Annotated in this window: 19 protein-coding genes and 2 pseudogenes; 3 read left to right on the top strand and 18 right to left on the bottom strand. The window is 40.9% G+C overall.

All coding sequences use genetic code 11. The features are described from left to right. Positions 1 to 6 precede the first annotated feature (6 nt). From I6G42_RS06300 to I6G42_RS06290, 3 genes are all read right to left on the bottom strand, one after another. Positions 7 to 339 carry a putative DNA-binding protein gene (locus tag I6G42_RS06300; RefSeq protein WP_000402066.1) on the bottom strand — a complete coding sequence of 111 codons (333 nt, stop codon included), beginning with the start codon at positions 337 to 339 and terminating at the stop codon, positions 7 to 9. Between the two features lie 144 nt (positions 340 to 483). Next, positions 484 to 1,680, bottom strand: a complete 1,197-nt coding sequence (gene tuf / locus I6G42_RS06295) for an elongation factor Tu (protein WP_001040720.1) — start codon at positions 1,678 to 1,680, stop codon at positions 484 to 486. A 234-nt stretch (positions 1,681 to 1,914) separates the two neighbouring features. After that, positions 1,915 to 3,024, bottom strand: a complete 1,110-nt coding sequence (locus I6G42_RS06290) for an AI-2E family transporter (RefSeq protein WP_000489828.1) — start codon at positions 3,022 to 3,024, stop codon at positions 1,915 to 1,917. Between the two features lie 104 nt (positions 3,025 to 3,128). Between I6G42_RS06290 and pbp3 the strand changes: the two genes are divergently transcribed. Further along, positions 3,129 to 4,370 (top strand): D-alanyl-D-alanine carboxypeptidase PBP3, encoded by a 1,242-nt coding sequence (gene pbp3 / locus I6G42_RS06285; RefSeq protein ID WP_038805125.1) that lies wholly within the window; start codon positions 3,129 to 3,131, stop codon positions 4,368 to 4,370. A gap of 29 nt (positions 4,371 to 4,399) precedes the next feature. Here the strand turns inward: pbp3 and sdbB are convergent, their stop codons facing one another. Further along, complete coding sequence (gene sdbB, locus I6G42_RS06280) at positions 4,400 to 4,945, bottom strand: thiol-disulfide oxidoreductase-associated lipoprotein SdbB (RefSeq protein WP_038805124.1); 546 nt, start codon at positions 4,943 to 4,945, stop codon at positions 4,400 to 4,402. Between the two features lie 11 nt (positions 4,946 to 4,956). Then, positions 4,957 to 5,664, bottom strand: a complete 708-nt coding sequence (gene ccdA2 / locus I6G42_RS06275) for a thiol-disulfide oxidoreductase-associated membrane protein CcdA2 (RefSeq protein WP_000443808.1) — start codon at positions 5,662 to 5,664, stop codon at positions 4,957 to 4,959. A gap of 219 nt (positions 5,665 to 5,883) precedes the next feature. Between ccdA2 (I6G42_RS06275) and I6G42_RS06270 the strand changes: the two are divergent. Beyond that, positions 5,884 to 6,111 (top strand): annotated as a pseudogene (locus I6G42_RS06270) (IS5/IS1182 family transposase); the annotation flags it as partial. A 373-nt stretch (positions 6,112 to 6,484) separates the two neighbouring features. Here I6G42_RS06270 and I6G42_RS06265 read toward each other — a convergent pair. The 7 genes from I6G42_RS06265 to ccdA2 (I6G42_RS06235) all read right to left on the bottom strand — a co-directional run bounded on the left by I6G42_RS06265 (position 6,485) and on the right by ccdA2 (I6G42_RS06235) (position 12,648). After that, a complete protein-coding gene (locus I6G42_RS06265; RefSeq protein ID WP_038805122.1) occupies positions 6,485 to 7,012 on the bottom strand; it encodes an AAA family ATPase in 528 nt (175 codons plus the stop codon). 56 nt (positions 7,013 to 7,068) lie between these two features. Continuing rightward, complete coding sequence (locus tag I6G42_RS06260; protein ID WP_038805121.1) at positions 7,069 to 7,632, bottom strand: TIGR01440 family protein; 564 nt, start codon at positions 7,630 to 7,632, stop codon at positions 7,069 to 7,071. 110 nt (positions 7,633 to 7,742) lie between these two features. Beyond that, on the bottom strand, positions 7,743 to 9,434 hold the full coding sequence (locus I6G42_RS06255) for a cache domain-containing sensor histidine kinase (RefSeq protein ID WP_038805120.1): 1,692 nt from the start codon (positions 9,432 to 9,434) through the stop codon (positions 7,743 to 7,745). Beyond that, the gene (locus tag I6G42_RS06250; RefSeq protein ID WP_038805118.1) at positions 9,431 to 10,168 is read right to left on the bottom strand and encodes a response regulator transcription factor; all 738 of its coding nucleotides are present in this window, start codon (positions 10,166 to 10,168) and stop codon (positions 9,431 to 9,433) included. The genes I6G42_RS06255 and I6G42_RS06250 overlap by 4 nt, the downstream gene beginning before the upstream one ends. Before the next feature lie 70 nt (positions 10,169 to 10,238). Then, positions 10,239 to 11,351: a peptide-methionine (R)-S-oxide reductase MsrB gene (gene msrB, locus I6G42_RS06245; protein WP_038805117.1), complete on the bottom strand. Its 1,113-nt coding sequence runs from the start codon at positions 11,349 to 11,351 to the stop codon at positions 10,239 to 10,241. 9 nt (positions 11,352 to 11,360) lie between these two features. Next, entirely contained in the window at positions 11,361 to 11,924 is a 564-nt protein-coding gene (locus I6G42_RS06240) for a redoxin family protein (RefSeq protein WP_038805116.1), read from the bottom strand. A 13-nt stretch (positions 11,925 to 11,937) separates the two neighbouring features. Beyond that, positions 11,938 to 12,648 carry a thiol-disulfide oxidoreductase-associated membrane protein CcdA2 gene (gene ccdA2 / locus I6G42_RS06235; RefSeq protein ID WP_038805115.1) on the bottom strand — a complete coding sequence of 237 codons (711 nt, stop codon included), beginning with the start codon at positions 12,646 to 12,648 and terminating at the stop codon, positions 11,938 to 11,940. Positions 12,649 to 12,791: 143 nt separating this feature from the next. On the opposite strand from ccdA2 (I6G42_RS06235), the pseudogene I6G42_RS06230 reads away from it, so the two are divergent. After that, positions 12,792 to 12,929: pseudogene (locus tag I6G42_RS06230) on the top strand (transposase); the annotation flags it as partial. A gap of 79 nt (positions 12,930 to 13,008) precedes the next feature. Here I6G42_RS06230 and I6G42_RS06225 read toward each other — a convergent pair. From I6G42_RS06225 to pfkA, 6 genes are all read right to left on the bottom strand, one after another. Further along, a complete protein-coding gene (locus I6G42_RS06225) occupies positions 13,009 to 13,869 on the bottom strand; it encodes a methionyl aminopeptidase (RefSeq protein WP_038805114.1) in 861 nt (286 codons plus the stop codon). A 15-nt stretch (positions 13,870 to 13,884) separates the two neighbouring features. Further along, a complete protein-coding gene (spxR, locus tag I6G42_RS06220) occupies positions 13,885 to 15,162 on the bottom strand; it encodes a CBS-HotDog domain-containing transcription factor SpxR (protein ID WP_038805113.1) in 1,278 nt (425 codons plus the stop codon). Beyond that, positions 15,155 to 15,706, bottom strand: a complete 552-nt coding sequence (locus I6G42_RS06215; RefSeq protein ID WP_038805112.1) for a GNAT family N-acetyltransferase — start codon at positions 15,704 to 15,706, stop codon at positions 15,155 to 15,157. Before I6G42_RS06215 ends, spxR begins: the two co-directional genes overlap by 8 nt. 15 nt (positions 15,707 to 15,721) lie before the next feature. Continuing rightward, a complete protein-coding gene (locus I6G42_RS06210) occupies positions 15,722 to 16,981 on the bottom strand; it encodes a UDP-N-acetylglucosamine 1-carboxyvinyltransferase (protein WP_038805111.1) in 1,260 nt (419 codons plus the stop codon). 173 nt (positions 16,982 to 17,154) lie between these two features. After that, positions 17,155 to 18,660, bottom strand: a complete 1,506-nt coding sequence (pyk, locus tag I6G42_RS06205) for a pyruvate kinase (RefSeq protein ID WP_038805110.1) — start codon at positions 18,658 to 18,660, stop codon at positions 17,155 to 17,157. Between the two features lie 64 nt (positions 18,661 to 18,724). Further along, complete coding sequence (gene pfkA, locus I6G42_RS06200; RefSeq protein ID WP_038805109.1) at positions 18,725 to 19,732, bottom strand: 6-phosphofructokinase; 1,008 nt, start codon at positions 19,730 to 19,732, stop codon at positions 18,725 to 18,727. Between the last annotated feature and the right edge of the window lie 61 nt (positions 19,733 to 19,793).

The following is a 19,793-nucleotide window of genomic DNA, read 5'->3' as shown; positions in this document are numbered from 1 at the left end:
TTCCTCTTACTCTCTATTATCAATGCTTGTTAAAATTTCTATCTGCTCCTGCAGAAAGTCATCCTTGGGATAACGCTCCAAGATCTGGTCAAAAATCTGACTGCGGACAATGTAGTCCGAATACATGTGCAGTTTCATCTCATAATCTTCTAGAATCTTTTCCGTCCGCTTGATATTATCATAGACAGCCTGACGACTGACACCGAACTCTTCAGCAATCTCAGCAAGACTATAATCATCAGCATAATAGAGTTCAATATAGTTCATCTGCTTGTCTGTCAAAAGCGCCGCATAAAATTCAAAAAGGGCGTTCATACGATTGGTTTTTTCGATTTCCATAACTTTTATTATACCAAAAAAACTATTATACTGCTAGAGTAGAAGCACTTCAAATAGAGTAAGGAGAAGAAAAAAAGAACCTTGCAAGGCAAGATTCTTTTAGTGTCTGACTTAAATAATTGTTCTTCTGGGAACTTAATCGAATTAAGCTTCGATTTCTGTAACCATACCTGAACCAACAGTACGTCCACCCTCACGGATAGAGAATGTAGTACCTTGTTCTACGGCGATTGGGTGGATCAACTCAACGTCGATAGTCACGTTATCACCAGGCATTACCATTTCAGTACCTGCAGGAAGTTCGATTGAACCTGTAACGTCAGTAGTACGGAAGTAGAATTGTGGACGGTAGTTGTTGAAGAATGGAGTGTGACGTCCACCTTCTTCTTTAGTAAGGATGTAGACTTCACCTTTAAATTTAGTGTGTGGGTTGATTGAACCTGGTTTAGCGATAACTTGTCCACGTTCGATTTCGTCACGTTGAACACCACGAAGAAGGACACCTACGTTATCTCCGGCAAGACCTTCGTCAAGTTGTTTACGGAACATTTCAACACCAGTAACAACTGCTTTTTGAGTTTCTTCTTTGATACCAACGATTTCGATTTCGTCGTTGACACGAACAGTACCACGGTCGATACGTCCTGAAGCAACTGTACCACGTCCAGTGATTGAGAATACGTCTTCGACTGGAAGAAGCAATGGTTTTTCAGTGTCACGTTCTGGTTCTGGGATGTACTCATCAACAGTGTTCATCAATTCCATGATGATGTCTTCGTATTTAGAGTCACCTTCAAGAGCTTTAAGAGCTGAACCTTGGATAACTGGAAGATCGTCACCTGGGAAGTCGTATTCTGACAAGAGGTCACGGATTTCCATTTCAACCAATTCAAGCAATTCTTCGTCGTCTACCAAGTCAATTTTGTTCATGAAGACGATAAGGTGTTTAACACCAACCTGACGAGAAAGAAGGATGTGCTCACGAGTTTGTGGCATTGGTCCGTCAGTTGAAGCTACTACAAGGATAGCTCCGTCCATTTGAGCGGCACCAGTGATCATGTTTTTAACGTAGTCCGCGTGCCCTGGAGCGTCGATGTGAGCGTAGTGACGTTTTTCAGTTTCGTACTCAACGTGCGCAGTGTTGATAGTGATACCGCGTTCGCGTTCTTCTGGAGCAGCATCGATAGACGCATAGTCTTTTGGTTGGTTAACTGCTGAAGGCAAGCGACGTGCCAATACAGTTGTGATAGCTGCAGTCAAAGTAGTTTTACCGTGGTCAACGTGTCCGATAGTACCAATGTTAACGTGTGGTTTACTACGATCGTATTTTTCTTTTGCCATTTGAGTAAAAGCCTCCAATAAAATATATTTTATAGATAGACAGTAGGCAATACAGTCTAACTTTCCTTACTATTTTATCAAATTTCTGCTAAATTGCAAGTGTTTTACACATATTTTGTGAATTAATCTAAATCTTATCAAATCCTGTTCTTCTGCTTCTTTATAGCAATATGAATTCAAACTTCTTTTTGTTTGGAGATAGTATTTTCATCAAAAAATCAGGTTTCCCTGATTTTAATTTGATTCTGTTTTTTCCAGTTCCTTAGCTTCTTTATGGTTTTCATATAATTTCGCTAGGAACTTAGTAATTTCTTTAAAAATAGAGTAAGTAGGTACTGCTACGACCATTCCTATGACACCGTAGATATTACTTGACAGTAAAAGGAGCACCAAGATTGTAATCGGGTGTACTTTCATAACCCCTCCAACGATACGTGGATAGAGAACATTTCCGTCAATCTGCTGAATAATAAGCATATAAGCAACCGCAATCAACATACGATGAGGATCCGTGAACACATTGGCAATCACCATTGGAATTAAGCCAATACTTGGACCAACATAAGGAATCAAATTTGCGATTCCAGAGAAAATAGCAAAAACTAGGGCGTACTTTAATCCGATAACGCTATAGCCAATATAGGCTAAACATCCAATAATAACCGCATCAATCGCAATTCCACTGATATAACGGGCTATAGTTGTATTGAGATTGGTTAAAAGGCTAGAAAGATTCAATTTGTCATGTTTTAAGATGGTACGTTCCAACATTGGTAGCAACTTATGACCATCCAACAAGAAATAAATCAAGAATACAGGGGTCATAATGAGAATCAGAACCGTACTAAACAAAGCTGAAAGAACGCTTCCTAAACTGTTGCTGACGCTATTCAGGATATTCTGGAGGATATCCACATAGGAGAGATTCAGTTGTTGAATTGTTTGTTGAATATCAATATTTTGGAAGACTGGATTCATGGACAAATCGATGATCAAATCTTGTAGTCTACTATAGATATTTTGACTAGAAATAATCAAGCTGGTCAACTGATTAATCAAAATCGGCAAGAGATAAACGACCCCTACAACGATAGCACCAATCAAGGCACAAAGAGTGACCAAGACACCAATTAGACGATTGATCTTACATCTCTTTTCCAAGAAAGTAACGACTGGATTTGTAATGTAGTAAAAAAATCCACCAAGCAAAAATGGAATCATGATGGTATTCACAACCGTTACGAAGGGAGTAATGATGGCTCCCATTTCTCGCCAAAGATAGAAAATCAGTGTTAATAATAAAATTTCAGCTGTCCAAAAAAATAATTTGTTTCTACGGAACATAGGTATCCTCCTTCTCTCTATTTTACCATATTTCTGAAAAAGATAAGTTGGCTTTAGTAAAAAAGCGAGAATATTTTTTTTCTTTATGATAAAATAAAGCTAATATGAAAAAAATAATTTTATCTTTTATGACACTTTTAGTTTTTGGAACAGCTTCTACTGTTTCTGCTCAGGAGTTTGATGTTGCTGCTAAACATGCCATTGCCGTCGAAGCTACAACTGGAAAAATCCTCTATGAAAAAGATGCAAATCAGCCTGTAGAAATTGCTTCTATTACCAAACTGGTTACAGTTTATCTGGTCTATGAAGCTCTGGAACAAGGAACTATCAGCCTATCTACACCTGTTGATATTTCGGACTATCCTTACAAACTTACAACTAATTCTGAGGCGAGTAACGTCCCTATGGAAGCCCGAAATTATACTGTTGAACAGCTATTAGAGGCTACAATGGTATCCAGCGCGAACAGCGCTGCGATTGCACTAGCAGAAAAGATTGCTGGTTCTGAGAAAGACTTTGTAGACAAAATGAGGGCTAAACTTCTTGAATGGGGAATTCAAGATGCAACTATTGTAAACACAACTGGTTTAAATAATGAGACACTTGGCGATAATATCTATCCTGGTTCTAAAAAAGACGATGAAAACAAGTTGAGTGCCTACGACGTTGCAATCGTCGCTCGTAACCTCATCCGAGATTATCCTCAAGTTTTGGAAATCACCAAAAAACCAACTTCTACATTTGCAGGACTTGAAATCCACTCAACCAACTATATGTTGGAGGGAATGCCTGCCTATCGTGGTGGTATTGATGGACTAAAGACAGGTACTACTGATAAAGCTGGTGCTTCATTCGTTGGAACAACTGTTGAGAAAGGGATGCGTATTATTACGGTTGTTTTGAATGCAGATCAACAAGATACCAACCCTTATGCACGTTTTACTGCTACTTCTGCACTTTTAGATTATATTTCTGCAAACTTTGCCTTAAAAACTGTTGTTCAGAAAGGTGAAGCATACAAAGACAGTAAAGTGACTGTACTTGACGGGAAAGAAGATAGCGTTTCGGCAGTCGCTAAATCAGACATTTCCATCGTCCAACGCATCGAAAGTGGTACTACACCGGCTCTCCAATTCACACCGAAATCAACATCAGAAATAGCTCCATTGGAAGAAGGCAAGGTTGTTGGTACCCTAACCTATGATGATCAGGATTTGGTCGGCCAAGGCTATCTCACTTCCGACAAACCGTCTTTTGAAATGGTCTCTGAAAAGAAAGTTGAAAAAGCCTTCTTCTTAAAAGTTTGGTGGAATCAATTCATCCGCTTTATCAATGAAAAACTATAAAAAAATCGCGAACAATCGCGATTTTTTCTTTATTTCATTTCTTTAAAAGCCGCTTCTGCATCTGCATTGCTAATAGCACCGAACTGAATTCTCCCGATTTTACCTTGACTGTCAATCAAGTATTCCGTTGGAATACTACGAATTTGGTAGGCTTGGAAGGTAGTTGCTTGCGTATCATATAGAACTGGAATATCCTTGTAGCCTTGTTCTTGGTACCATTTTGGAAAGTCTTGAACTGTTTTTTCACCTTGGAGACCAGGTGCAATGACACTCAAGATTTCAAAGTCTCGATCTTGTTTGGCAGCTAATTCCATCAACTCAGGCATGCTTTTTTTGCATGGTCCACACCAAGAAGCCCAGAATTTCAAATAAACTTTTTTCCCTTTATAATCTGATAACTTCACTTCTTTGCCATCCATAGACTGCAAGGTGAAGTCTGGTGCATCCTTACCGACTGCGATTTGTTGTACAGCAGGTTGTTTTGGACTGCTTGTCTGTTTGGTTTCTTTTTCACCACAGGCAATCAACAAGAATAGAGACATGAGGCTCAATCCAGCAAAAATAACTTTTTTCATTTTTTCTCCTTTTATCCAAGAATTCCTGACAAGGCATTTAACTGCCCTAGCATTAATAATAATCCCATCAAAATAATCAAAGCTCCCCCGATTTTCTTTAGTAGAATCATATGGGGTTTTAATTTACTAAAATAGGGCATAATCCAGCCCGAAGCCAAGGCCAAAAGAATGAAAGGAAGGGCCATTCCCAATGTGTATACTAATGTTAACACGGCTCCTTGCCAAGCACCATTGCCACCTGAAGCTGCTAGGGCCAAGACTGAACTTAAGACCGGTCCGATACAAGGGGTCCAACCAAAACTAAAGGTTATCCCAAGTAAAAAGGCTGATAGATAGTGATTAGACTTAGATTGTTTGAAGGTGACTGTCTTTTGAACTTCCAGTTTATTGAAATGCAAGATTTCCATCTGGTGAAGCCCTAAAAGAATAATGACTATTCCCATAGCATAACGAAACCAGGCTGCATAGAGCATGTGCCCTAGGAATCCAGCTCCAAATCCTAAAATAAAGAAAATTAGGGAGATTCCTGCAATAAAGCACAAGGTCCGAATTAAGCCTGACCAGGCAACGTCTCTTCCAAAAAAGCGAAAACTTTTCGAATTTCCCTGATCATCCAGTAAAATACCAGCATAGACAGGTAGCAAAGGAAAGATGCAGGGTGAAAAGAAGGACAGAATACCTGCTAAAAAAACGGATACTAGAAATATAATCGACTCCAACGAATTACCTACTTTCACAAAATTCTAATCTTATTTTACTACAAAAGAAAAAATTTGTGACAACTTTGCTACGCTTGTCTATTTTATCTAAACTTGAAACAAAAAAGAAGCTAAGCTCCTTTCAGATTGAAGACAAAGTCCTTAGACCACAAATTTCTAAGGGCTTTTCTTTGTGTAAAGTCGTATAATAGAGGTAAGAAAAGTTGTCAGGTGTTCCCTATGTTTCACAAAGAAAATCTAGAATATAACCGTAATCAAGTTGGTTTTTACACGCTAGATGAACTCGTTCCGCAAGCCCATTTTCTTCGTCAGGTTGAGCAAGTGGTCGATTTTTCCTTCATCTATGACTTAGTCGCAGATACTTATTCTGAAGATAAAGGTCGTCCTAGTTTAGACCCTGTTATGCTGGTTAAAATCCCTCTCATCCAATGTTTCTACGGTATCCGTTACTTGCTCTTGGTAGCTTTCCACTTGTGCCAGCAAGTCTGCCACTTCTGCTAAATCTCTCGTTTTTAACTCTCTGATGGACTGGGTAAAGGTGTATCTCTCACCCAAAGCCCTAAAATCAATCACTGTTTTTCTATGCATATCTTAAGTATAGCACAAAAAGGCAGACCTAGAACAGCTAAATCCAGCTTTGTTTACTGATTTCCATAACGAAAAATCTTATCTAAGTTGCTTTTTTCTACTTTTGGCAATTTTCCATCAGATAGCATCCCTTCTTCTTGTAAAAGATGGTCTTGTTTGGAGTGCTTTGCACAAGAATTCAACAAAAAAACAGGGAGAGTCCTGGTTTCTATACCCTTACTCTCTCTGTCTTTTACTGTTCAGAAATTAAAAATTGATTTGAAGTTTTAATGATGTTTACCGTTTCCTTGACATCTAAATCATCTGTGAATAGAAAATGATGTTTCTCACTATTTTTAGCTAGAAACTCATTTCTTGCTTGGATTGATAAATTGCCTGTTCTCTCAATTTCTTTTCGAGAAGAATCTCTATCTTTCAAGGTTTCTTCTTGAGCCATTAGGACACAATATTTTAGCTTGATTTGTTTTTCTTTTAAAAAGGTGGCAATTTTCTTCAGTTGATCATCAAATATGACATACTCTATCACGACGGTAATGCCTCGGTCGATGAAATTATTGGTCAGACTGATGATATTATCCCAGAACAAATCCACGTAAAATCCATTATCTTCCCAAGGAGCTACGAGACCTCCTTTAATCATTAAGTAAATCATATCCCCCTCTATAACTGCACTTTTGTCAAAAGAATAGGCCAACTCTTTGCTGACAGTGCTCTTTCCAACGCCTGGGGGACCTGAAATGATATAAACACAATTTTCCAACTTTACCCTCTATATACTTGAAATATCTCTCTAACTTATGATCATTCTCCGCCCACTTATGACTTTCTTATGAAGTCTTCTGGATACTGTGCACGCGCACCCCCGATGAGTTTGGGACGGCTAGCGAGAGCGGTTACATGGGCATGTCCAATCTTACGCAAAACTGGTCGAATCGGAACCTGCACATGCTTGACATGCATGCCAATTGCGGTATCTCCGATATCCAATCCAGCATGAGCCTTGATGAACTCCACCTCAACAGGGTCTTTCATAAACTTAAAGGCAGCTAGCTGACCCGAACCGCCTGCATGAAGAGTCGGAAGGACACTGACGATTTCTAGACCAAACTGCTCTGCCACCTGACGTTCAACGACTAGGGCCCGATTAACATGTTCACAACCTTGAACAGCTAGATGAGTTCCTATTTTCTCTAGAATATCTAGGATGGTTTTCACAATGATTTCCCCAATTTCTTGGCTGGATTCCTTGCCAATCTGGCCCCCTAAAACTTCGCTAGAGGATAGACCTAAGACAAAGAGACTTCCTTCACGCAATCCTATCTTTTCCAAAACATCCTCAATTACCTGCTGTGTTTCTGTTTTAATTTTACTTTTGTCCATCACTCTTAACCTCATTATTCTCCTACTATCATATCTTTTTTTACTGATTTTATCAAGACCAACTAATCATTCTGATTTTTAATAGTAAAACTCCCAGAATTGACTGGGAGCTAACTTGTTTCTATTTTATTGATGTATATTTCAACCGTCGTCCCTTTTTCGGGTGCAGAATTGATCTTCATCTGGTAATTGTCTCCAAAATGAAGTTTAAGTCGTTGGTCGACATTTTGAAGGCCAACTCCCCCACGTTTGAGGTTACTCTGACTACTGTCGCCAGCAGCTTGGAAGCCAACACCATCATCCTCAATGCGGATGACTAGTCCTGAATCCTTTTTCTGAACAGAGACTTTAATACGGCCCTGACCCTCCTTCTCCTTGATGCCATGGTAAAGAGCATTTTCTACAAGAGGTTGCAACACCAACTTGGGTAAGACTAGGTTATCAAAAGCAGGTTCTTCATCAATCTCATACTCCAGCTTATCTCCGTAGCGTTGTTTCTGGATAAAGAGGTACTGGCGGACATGATTAATCTCATCAGACAGGTAAATCAAATCCTTTCCTTGATTGAGCGCCAAGCGGAAATAGGTTGCCAAGGACTTGGTCACCTGAACCACTCGCTGACTATCCTGAAACTCAGCCATCCAGATGATAGTATCCAAAGTATTGTAGAGGAAATGGGGGTTAATCTGGCTTGACAAGGCTTGAAGTTCATACTGCCGGGTCGCTTCTTCCTGCCTGCGCACATCTGCCATCAGCTGATCAATCTGATCCAACATGGCATTAAACTGGCGAGTCACTTCTCTCAGTTCATAGGCGCCAGCTTCCTTAGCACGAAGATTTTGTGTACCAGAAGCAATTTCCAGCATGGTTTCTCTCAGGTCCTTCAAAGGAGCAATCCAGCGTTTGAGACTGAACCACACCAAGCAGAGACAGGTAAGAAGAGATAAGGCACTAGCACCAAGCAAGGTCCACATGAGTTGACTCCGAACCTGGTCTAACTTCTCCAACGAAGACACGCCTATGACCGTCCAATCTGTTCCTGCAATCTCTTCCTGACTGACGTAGGATTGGTGATCCAGCGTATAGCCCTGCCCCGTCTCAATGTAGGGTTTCATGGCCTCCATTTCACTCGCTGAGCTATAGACAGTACGTTTAGGATGGTAGACAAATTCATGGTTTTCATTGATGATAAAGGCAAAGCCCTGCTGGCCCAACTGGAGTTGGTTGAGATAGGCTTCCAAAGTTTCATAGGAAATATCCAAACGAAGCACACCAAGATTGGCTCCCTTTGCATCAACAAGTTCCTGAGTAACAGAAATGACCCATTGACTATCTGATTTACGAGCTGGGGTTAAAACTGGCTTAGCTCCCTGATGAATAGCCTTTTGGTACCAATCCTCAGCCATCATATCTGAGGAAGTTTTCATTTGCACACTGTCATCTGTAGAAATAACCTGACCGGATTTGGTGACCAGTACCACCGTTTTCAAGTCCTGGTCTGCCTTTAAGATAGTCAAAAACAGATCTCGGATTCCCTTGACTTGGTCTTGGTTAGGATTCTCAGCATAGGCTAGGACATCCGTCTGCTGGGTCAAACTGGTAGAGGTGGTTTCTAATTTTTTGATATAAGACTGAATAAAGTGGCTAGTCTGGCTAATTGTCGTTTGGCTATTGCCCTCAATGCTAACCTCAATGGCCGAGGAACTAGATTGATAGTAGAAAGTCCCGACCACAGCCAGGAGAATGAGAAAGACCAGAAAGATGGAAATAACCATTCTAACTAAAAGAGAAGAACGCTTCATCGGCCTTCTCCCTTCTTAAACTGACGAGGTGTCACACCTGCAATCTGTTTAAAACGTTGGGTAAAATAGTTCATATCTTCAAAGCCAACCTTTTCGGCTATCTCATAAATCTTTAAATCTGTGGTCAGAAGCAAGAGCTTGGCTTGTTTGACACGCTCTCTCACCAGATAATCCTGAAAAGGCAGGCCCAACTCTTTCTTAATCAAGGAGCTCAGATAAGTCGGACTAAAACCTAAGTCACTGGCCAAGCTCTTTAAACTAAACTGACTGTTAGCCAAATGAGACTGGATCTTCTGAGCCAGGTTTCCTTCAAACTTATCGGTTAATAAATCTTGTAACTGCTCTTCTTTTTCTTCCTTGTCTAGTTTTTGCTTGATTTTCCCCAACATTTCCTCAATATCCTGACGAGAAAAGGGTTTGAGCAGGTAATCATCCACACCTAGTTTGACAGCAGATAAGGCATAATCAAAATCATCGTATCCTGTCAAAAAAACTAGGTGAACCTGAGGATAGGTTTCTCGGACCAGACTGGCCAACTGGATGCCATTTAGCTGAGGCATATTGATATCGGTTAAAATGATATCTGGCACCTGCTTTTGAATTAAATCCCAAGCCTGTCTTCCATTTTCAGCCTGACCGATGATTTCCATATCGTAGGCCGCTACATTGACCAGCTTGGTCAAGCCTTGTCTTACCAGATACTCATCTTCTACGATTAAGATTGTGTAGGTCATGCTCTGCTCCTTTACCACTTACTAGTATCAGTATAGCAAAATTCTCCTCTAACTGCTTAGGAAAGACTTCTTAATCAACATAATCTAGTAAATAGGCATAACCTTTTTCTGCCATTTGATCTTTAGGAATAAAGCGGATAGAAAGGCTATTGATACAGTAGCGTAAGCCACCCTTGTCCTGAGGCCCATCTGTAAAGACATGGCCAAGGTGAGAATCTCCAACTCGGCTTCTTACTTCCATGCGTGTCATATTGTAAGACTTATCTTCCTTGTAGGTGGCAACATCTGGACTGATTGGTTGGGTGAAACTAGGCCAACCACAACCAGACTCAAACTTGTCCTTTGATGAAAAGAGGGGTTCGCCAGTTGCTACATCCACATAGATACCGGATTCAAATTTATCCCAGTAGCGGTTTGAAAAAGCTCGTTCTGTTTGATTTTTCTGGGTAACTGCATACTCCTCAGGTGACAAGGTCTTTTTCAATTCTTCATCGCTTGGTTTAGGATATTTGCTGGCATCAATGACAGGGTAGGCCGCCTGATTGACATTGATATGACAGTAGCCATTTGGATTTTTCTTGAGGTAGTCTTGGTGATAATCCTCAGCCACCACAAAATTCTTCAAGTTTTCCTTTTCAACTGCCAGAGGTTGGTCGTATTTCTTAGCCACCTCATCAAAGACTTGGTTAATCACCTCTAAATCCTTGTCATCTGTGTAATAAACACCGGTACGATACTGGGTCCCCACATCATTCCCTTGTTTATTTTTGCTGGTTGGATTGATAATGCGGAAGTAATGAAGAAGAATTTCCTTGAGGGAAATTTGATTAGCATCATAGGTAACATGAACAGTCTCTGCATGTCCTGTTTGGTTAATCAATTCGTACTTGGTTGTTTCCCCTCTACCGTTTGCATAGCCTGAAACGGCATCTGTCACTCCAGGCACGCGTGAGAAGTATTCCTCCACTCCCCAGAAACATCCTCCAGCTAGATAAATTTCGTGCAAGTCTGCGTCTTTGCTCACTTCTGTTTTTTTCACTGTTTTTCCTCCTTGGCTAACTGATGTTTTCTCAATTTGCGAGCTATCTGTCTGCCCTGCATTTCGCATTAATAGAAAATAGAAACCGGTTATGGCTAGAAGAATGACCCCTGCCAAGACAAAAAATTTTACTTTATCATTCATGGCCTTTCTCTACCCCATTTCTTTCAATTCTTTTAAAATCATATCCTTATCCATAAAACCTGGTTGTGTTTTGACCAGCTTGCCTTCCTTGTCTATAAAGGCTTGAGTTGGATAAGAACGGACACCATAACTTTCCAAGAGTTTACCTGATGGATCAATTAGAACTGGGAAATTTTTATAATCCAAGCCCTTGTACCAGTTCTTAAAGTCCGCTTCAGCTTGTTCTCCCTTGTGACCAGGAGACACCACTGTTAAGACCACGTAGTCATCACCAGCATCCTTAGCAATTTCGTCCGTATCTGGAAGACTAGCTAGACAGATAGAACACCAAGAAGCCCAGAATTTAAGATAGACTTTCTTGCCCTTGTAATCAGACAAGCGATAGGTCTTGCCATCGACTCCTGTTAGTTCAAAATCAGCGACTGCCTGACCCTTGGTGGCAGTTTGCGAACTGACTTGTTCTGTTTTGGTTTGCTCCTTCATAGTAGACTCGTCTGCCATGTTTTTAGCCGAACAGGCTGCCAAGCAACAGATTGAGCCTACTCCAAGGAGACATGTTTGCCATTTTTTCATTTCTTTTTCCTCTCTATTCAAATAATGTAGTCAAAATGGAAGCATTTCCCAAAAGCACCAAGATTCCCATCAGGATAATGAGGAAACCACCGACTTTTTTGAGGGTTCCGAGATAAGGATGGAGTTTTCGGAAATGTTTCAAAACATAGCTGGAGGCGAGAGCTAGAACCAAAAATGGTAGCGCCAAACCCAGCGTGTAAACCAACATGAGACCAGCTCCCTGCCAAGCTCCTGAACCACCTGAAGCCGCCAAGGCCAAAACAGACCCCAGAACTGGCCCCACGCACGGCGTCCAAGCAAAACTAAAGGTCAACCCCAGTAAAAATGCCTGACTATAGCCGTTAGCGTTTTGACCCTGTCTCTTTAATTGTAGCCTTCTTTCCTTGTAGAGTCCCTGCAAATGTAAAACATCCATCTGGTGCAAGCCCAAGAGAATGATAATCGCACCCGTCACATACTGAAACCAAGAAGCATACAGCAAATTGCCTAAAAAACCAGCTCCATAGCCCAGTAAGATAAAGATAAAAGAAATCCCCGCTATAAAGGCCAGAGTTCGCAATAGACTAACAAGTGAGATTGAAAATTTTTCGCTAGAAGCCTGAGCACCATCTTTGTCATCCAGTAAGACCCCTGCATAGACAGGCAACAAGGGTAAAATACAAGGAGAAAAGAAGGAAAGGATTCCAGCAAGAAAAACACTGATAAAAAAAATTACATTGTCCATTGCCTTCCTCCATTCTTTGATTTGATAGGACTATTATAGCCCCAAAATTCCAGAAAAAACAGGGACAATGATAGGGAAAAATAGGAATTTAATCAGTTTATTTAGAAACCTTGTACAAAAAAGTCCCATAAGATCTATAATGAAAAGCTACTAATAACCTCATTAAACTCATCAAACGAAATGCCTTTGGTTTTCGGAACTTTGAAAACTTCAATAAAAGAATTTTCATCGCTCTGAACATCAAAAAAGAAAGGACGAAATCCGTCCTTTCTCGATCTTAGCTGACTTCAACCCACTACAGTTGACAAAGAGCTGATTTTTCTGTCTAACTTTTTGGGGGCGGTACAAGCTCCCTTCATTTTAATACGTTCCTTCTTCACCTTGACTAGTCAAGATAACAGGACCGTCTTTAGTAATCACGAACTGGTGTTCATATTGGCACGATAGACCACCATCAATGGTCTTATGAGCCCAGCCAGTCTTCATATCTGTATCAATTTCCCAATCTCCAGTATTGATCATGGGTTCAATGGTCAGCACCATTCCTTCACGGAGACGGAGTCCACGGCCTGCAATACCGTAGTTAGGAACCATTGGTTCTTCATGCATAGTGGGACCAACTCCGTGTCCAACCAAATCACGCACGACACCGTAACCGCGACTTTCAGCGTATTCTTGAATGGCTGCACCGATATCACCGATGCGATTGCCAACAACTGCTTTCTCAATCCCTATATACATAGCTTCCTTGGTTACGTCCATCAGGTTTTTCACTTCTTCAGACGGTGTACCAACCGCATAAGCCCAACATGAGTCTGCTAAACCACCAGAATAACTTTGGGTGTATTTTTTCATTTGCTCAACATTGTTGAAGTTGAGTTTAGAGACATTGAGGTCGGATTTGGCAATCGGACCACCAAGTACCATGTCAACCTTGAGTAAATCGCCATCTTTCAAGATGTAATGACGTGGAAAAGCATGAGCAACTTCGTCGTTGAGAGAGCAACAAGTAGCATAGGGATAATCCATAACTGCGCCATCCACGCCAATCTGTAGAGGAAGGAAATTTTCCTCTTTACAACGTCGACGAACGTACTCTTCAACTTCCCACATATCTACGCCTGGCTTAATCAAATCACGTAAGCCGATATGGATACTTGCTAGGAAATCACCAGCCTTGTCCATGGCTTCGATTTCACGTGTTGATTTTAAAGTTATCATTTTTTCTCCTAGATTCTAATTAATTTTAACCGTAACATTTGCTTTTGAAACAATCTGATGATCATGATAAATATCATAATCAATAATAGCTGAGCGTCTCGTGTGGTGAATAATCCGAGCCTGAATTCGCAAAGTATCATCTATTTGCACAGCCTGCAAGAAATAAATCAACATCTGTTCAATGATGAGATTACGTCCGCTATTTGCCACCAAATCCTGTGTCATGTGAGTTAAAATTTCAGCAAGAACACCATTTGCTAAAACCCCGTTTTTCTCAAGCATAAAAGGCTCAACTGTAATCACAACTTCGTCGTGATGATAAGACAACTTCTGACCGATTTGCTCTGAAAAAGTCGGCAAAGCCGAAACCTGAGAGCGGCTCATCTTATCCATGACATCTCGTCTCGTTACAACTCCGAGCAAAGTTTGATTGCTTCTCACTACCGGAACCATCTCAAAGTCTTCTGCAATCATTCGTTGACTGACATTGGCAATATTGGTCGCTAATCCTGTCACGAAAATGCTGCGCGTCATCACCTTATCAATCGTCGTGCTAGGGGATTTGTCCCCTGCATCACGCATGGTAACAACTCCCACAACCACTTGATGCTGATTGATGACTGGGAAACGACTACTTCTGTTCTTACGTACCAAGTCCAAATAGTCTTTCACTGTGTCCGTTTCTCTTAAGAAACCATACTCATGACTAGGACGATAGAGCTTTTCAACTGTCAGAATATCGGTTTTGATTTGAACATTTGAGAGAGCTCTGTTGATCATGGTCGCTACTGTAAAAGTATCATGCTTACTTCTCAGGACAGGAATACCCTTTTTATTGGCAAGAGCTAGTACATCCTCGTGCACATGAAAACCACCCGTCACGAGGACAGCATTTTCATTTTCCAGAGCTAAAAGTTGAATACGAGTACGGTCTCCGACGATTAACAAACCACCATCATTCAGATAGGACAAGATATTCTGCTCTGTCATAGCCCCAATGGAGAATTTACTAAACTCTCTCTCAAGCCCTTCCTGACCAGCCAAGACTTCAGAGGAAGTTACTTCTGCAATTTCAGCATAGGTTAGTCTCTCAATAGCCACTTTCTGAGATTTGACACGAATGGTTCCACTACGAGGTCGAGTTTCTACAATTCCACGGTTTTCAGCTTCTTTAATGGCACGATAAGCCGTCCCATCACTGACACCCAAGTGATTGGAAATACTACGAACGCTGACACGTTTCCCTATTGGCAACTCTTCCAGATAACTTAAGATTTCCTGGTGTTTACTCATTGAATTCTCCTTTAACGTATCGAAATTCAAGGTAGTCTCTCATTTTACGAGTATAGCGGTCACTCCCCTTGAATTGGCGAAAGAGACTAAAACCTGCTTTTTGAGCCACTTTTTGGCTAGCTTGATTCTCCAGATGAGTGATGATGGATAATTGTTTTAAACCAAATTCTTCAAATGAAAGCTGACAAAGTTTGGTAACTACTTCTGTCATAAAACCTTGTGACCAAGAATCCTTTCTTAAGAAATAACCAATTTCAGCTTCTTTTTTGATTTCGTCTATTTTTTCAAACTTGATGGAACCAATCATTTCCTGATTGTCTTGGCTACAAATTGCCCAGACACCCAGAGGAGCCTTCATAAAATAGTTAGCAAGAGCATATTGACTCTCCTCTAAACTTGCTTGGCAAGGAAAAATAAATTGCAGATTTTCAGGATTAGAAGCAATTTCATAAAAAGCTTTGCTGTCACTAAAAAAGAAAGGACGCAAATACAAGCGCTCCGTTTCAAAGAAAGAAAACATTGCTAATTTGGTCCAAATATTCATAATCACCTCAACGGTTTAGTCTTCAACGAGTGTAATGTCCGCTCCAAGACTACGCAATTTTTCAATAATATCTGAGTAACCACGAAGGATAAACTCAATATTTGTAATTTCAGTCTGTCCTTGAGCCATCAATCCAGCGATGACAAGTGCAGCACCAGCACGAAGATCTGTAGCTTTCACCTTGGCACCATGTAGAACACGCCCACCAGTGTAGAAAATATGGTCATTTGTAGTCGTAATATCCGCATCCATTTTTGCTAACTCAAAGACATGGTTGACACGTTTTTCGTAAATGGTATCAATAATAGTTCCACGACCTTGAGCAGTTAGTAAAAGTGGCGTAATTGGTTGTTGCAAATCGGTTGCAAATCCTGGATAGGGGGCAGTTTTAATATTGATGGCCTTCAAATCAGACTGTTCTTCAACGAAGATACTATCCTCAGAGACCGTCATGCGAACGCCCATTTCTTCTAGTTTGGCGATAAAGCCTTCTAAATGCTCATAGAGAACATTGTTAATACGAATTCCTTTACCAACCGCTGCAGCAAGTGAAATATAGGTTCCAGCTTCGATACGGTCTGGAATGACTTGATGACGCGTCCCATGAAGTTGCTCGACACCATCAATGATGATAATATCAGTCCCTGCACCACGAATGTGAGCCCCCATGTTATTCAAAAGGGTAGCCACATCGATGATTTCTGGTTCACGAGCCGCATTTTCAATGACAGTACGTCCCTTAGCTTTTACTGCAGCAATCATGGTGTTAATAGTTGCACCAACGCTGACAGTATCCATGTAGATACTTGCGCCGTGAAGTCCCTTACCCTGAGCAGACAAATTCATATTGTCTCCCTCATAGCTCACCTTAGCTCCCATGGCTTCAAAAGCTTTTAAGTGAAGGTCAATCGGACGAGGCCCCAGATCACATCCACCAGGAAGTCCAACTGTAGCTTCACCAAAGCGACCTAAAAGACTTCCGTAGAAATAATAAGAAGCACGCAAGCTATTGATCTTACCATAAGGCATTGGAATGTTTTGAACACCTCTTGGATCAATCTCCAAGACATCATTGTAGCGTTTTACTTTCGCTCCCATGATTTCCATAATCTCTACAAGACTAGCAACGTCTGAAATATCTGGGACACAATCCAAAGTGACAACATCATTTGCCAGTATGATAGCAGGGATTAATGCTACAACACTATTCTTAGCACCACTAATGGTGATCTCACCTTGCAATGGATGTCCACCATTGATGACAATTTTTCTCATGTTATACTCTTTCAAAATTTACTAAAAAGGTCTCTACGTTCTATTATACCATAGTTCTCCTATTTTTCCCATTTCTGTTTAATAAAAATCTCTCTCTTTTTATCTTCTAAAATAGAAAAAAGACCCATCATACAAGCACAAAAGCTTGATATGATAGGCTTTGTAATGTTAGATTAGCGTACAGTGCGGATGCGCATTGTGTTTGTACGAACAGCTTCGCCAAGTGGTACACCTGCAACGATAACAATATCATCACCAGATTCTACCAAACCTTGCTCAACTGCAATTCTTTCAGCGAGATCAAACATATCATCAGTGTTTGATGGGCGATCAGTTGTTACTGGAATAACTCCCCAGTTAAGCATCAAACCACGCTGAGTCAATTCATCGAAAGTGATTGCCAAGATATCAGCATCTGGACGGTATTTAGAAATCAAACGAGCAGTGTGACCTGTCTTAGTGAGAGTAACCACCAACTTGATATTCATAGAATTTGTCGCATCCTTAACAGCTGAAGCCATAACCTCAGTCTTAGAATTACGTGACAAGTTAACAGATGACAAGCGACCGTATTCTTTCAATAGGGTTTGAGCATTCTTGTCAATTGTTGCCATTGTACGAACAGATTCAAGTGGGTATTTACCGTTTGCAGACTCACCTGAAAGCATTGTTGCGTCGGTTCCGTCGATAACAGCGTTAAACACATCTGATACTTCTGAACGCGTTGCACGTGGTTTTTCAGTCATAGTTTCAAGCATGTTTGTTGCTGTGATAGCGACTTTACCAGCTGCATTTACTTTTGTAATAATCATTTTTTGGTAAACTGGAACCATTTCGAATGGTACTTCGATACCCATGTCACCACGAGCAATCATAATACCGTCAGCAGCTTCGATGATTTCATCCAAGTTGTCGATACCTTGTTGGTTTTCGATTTTAGCGAACAATTGAACATGCCCGTTTCCAGTTTCTTCACAGATTGCACGAACTTCATTCACGTCTTTTGCAGTACGTACGAATGAGATCGCGATGAAGTTAATACCTTGCTCAAGACCGAAACGGATATCATCGTTATCACGTTCAGCAAGTGCTGGGAAAGGAATTTTAGTGTTAGGGATGTTTACACCTTTTTGTTTAGCGATAATTCCGTCGTTTTCAACTTCAACTTCAAATTCACGAGTTGCATCGTCTTTAGCAACAACGCGAAGACCAAGTTTACCATCGTCAACCAATACTTGACGACCAACTTCAACATCGTCGTAGATGTCAAGAGCACCCGCAACGTTCAAAGCAATCACTTCACGAGTTGATTTGATTCCTTGTTTAGTTGCAACACGGATTTTTTCACCAGTTTTGTATGAGTACTCTTTAGCTTCACCTTCGAACAATTCAGTACGGATTTCTGGTCCTTTAGTATCAAGAAGGAAACCAACTTTTTTACCTGCAAGTTTTTCTGCAAGTTTAACAGTTGCCATACGTTCACCTTGTTCTTGGTGGTCACCGTGTGAGAAGTTGAAACGGAAAGTGTTAGCTCCCGCTTCAATCAATTTAGCAATGTTTTTTGCTGAAGCTTCAACGTCAAGTTTTTCACCCCAGTATCCGTCATCACCGAATTTTTTACCACCACGGATTTCTACCGCAGGACCCAAAGTTGCAACGATTTTTACACGTTTATTCATGATTTGTGACTCCTTTATATAATTTGACCTTTTATGGTCATTTTACCAGATTAGTTAAAGTTGATTATGACAAGCTCTTGTTCAAGCTAGCAAGTCCAAGGTCAGCTTTGTGAGGGTTGTTAACAACGATTTTGCCATCAGCTGTTAGGCTGAACAAGGCTCCTTCTTCTGCTGTTCCAAGAATTGGATTTTCAACCATTTTCTCATTACGAATACCAACAGCGACACCACCGATTCCTTGTTTGAGGAGTTTAACAGCATGTGCTCCCAAGCGTGACGCCAAGACGCGGTCACGCGCAGTTGGTGAACCACCACGTTGGATGTGACCAAGTTCAGTTACACGAAGGTCACTAGTGTCTCCTGCTTCCTTGAGTTTCTTACCGAATTCATCGGCAGACATAACCCCCTCGGCCAAAACGATGATGTTGTGTTTTTTACCGCATTCGTAACCAGCTTTGATGCTAGCTACGATATCTTCCATCTTGAAGCCTTCTTCAGGGATAATGATTTCATCGGCACCAGTAGCAATACCTGCCCAAAGTGCGATATCACCAGCATTACGTCCCATTACTTCTACAACGAAAGTACGACGGTGACTTGATGATGTATCACGAATCTTATCAATCGCATCCATTGCAGTAGTAACTGCAGTATCAAATCCAATTGTGAAATCAGTACCTACGATGTCATTATCAATTGTGCCAGGCAGACCGATAGCTGGGAATCCATGCTCAGTCAAGCGCATAGCTCCGTGATAAGAACCGTCACCACCGATTACAACGACACCTTCGATCCCGTGTTTTTTCAACTGCTCAATCCCTTTAAGTTGACCTTCAAGTTGTGCAAACTCAGGGTAACGAGCAGAGTGAAGGAAAGTACCACCACGTGAAATGATGTCTCCAACTGAAGCAGCATCAAGTGGATAGATTTCACCGGCAACCATCCCTGCGTATCCATCATAGATACCAAAGACTTCCATTCCTTCTGAGATTGCTTGACGAACTACTGCACGGATGGCAGCGTTCATACCAGGGGCGTCTCCACCGCTAGTCAAAACAGCAATACGTTTCATTTGGTTTTGCTCCTTTTTCTTTTAACATTCTTATTGATTATACCACATTTCATTTGAAAAT

It is taken from the genome of Streptococcus oralis, assembly GCF_016028255.1.
Classification (GTDB): domain Bacteria; phylum Bacillota; class Bacilli; order Lactobacillales; family Streptococcaceae; genus Streptococcus; species Streptococcus oralis_AC.
The sequence above is the reverse complement of the archived record's forward strand: the minus strand, read 5'-3'. Positions and strand labels throughout refer to the sequence as shown.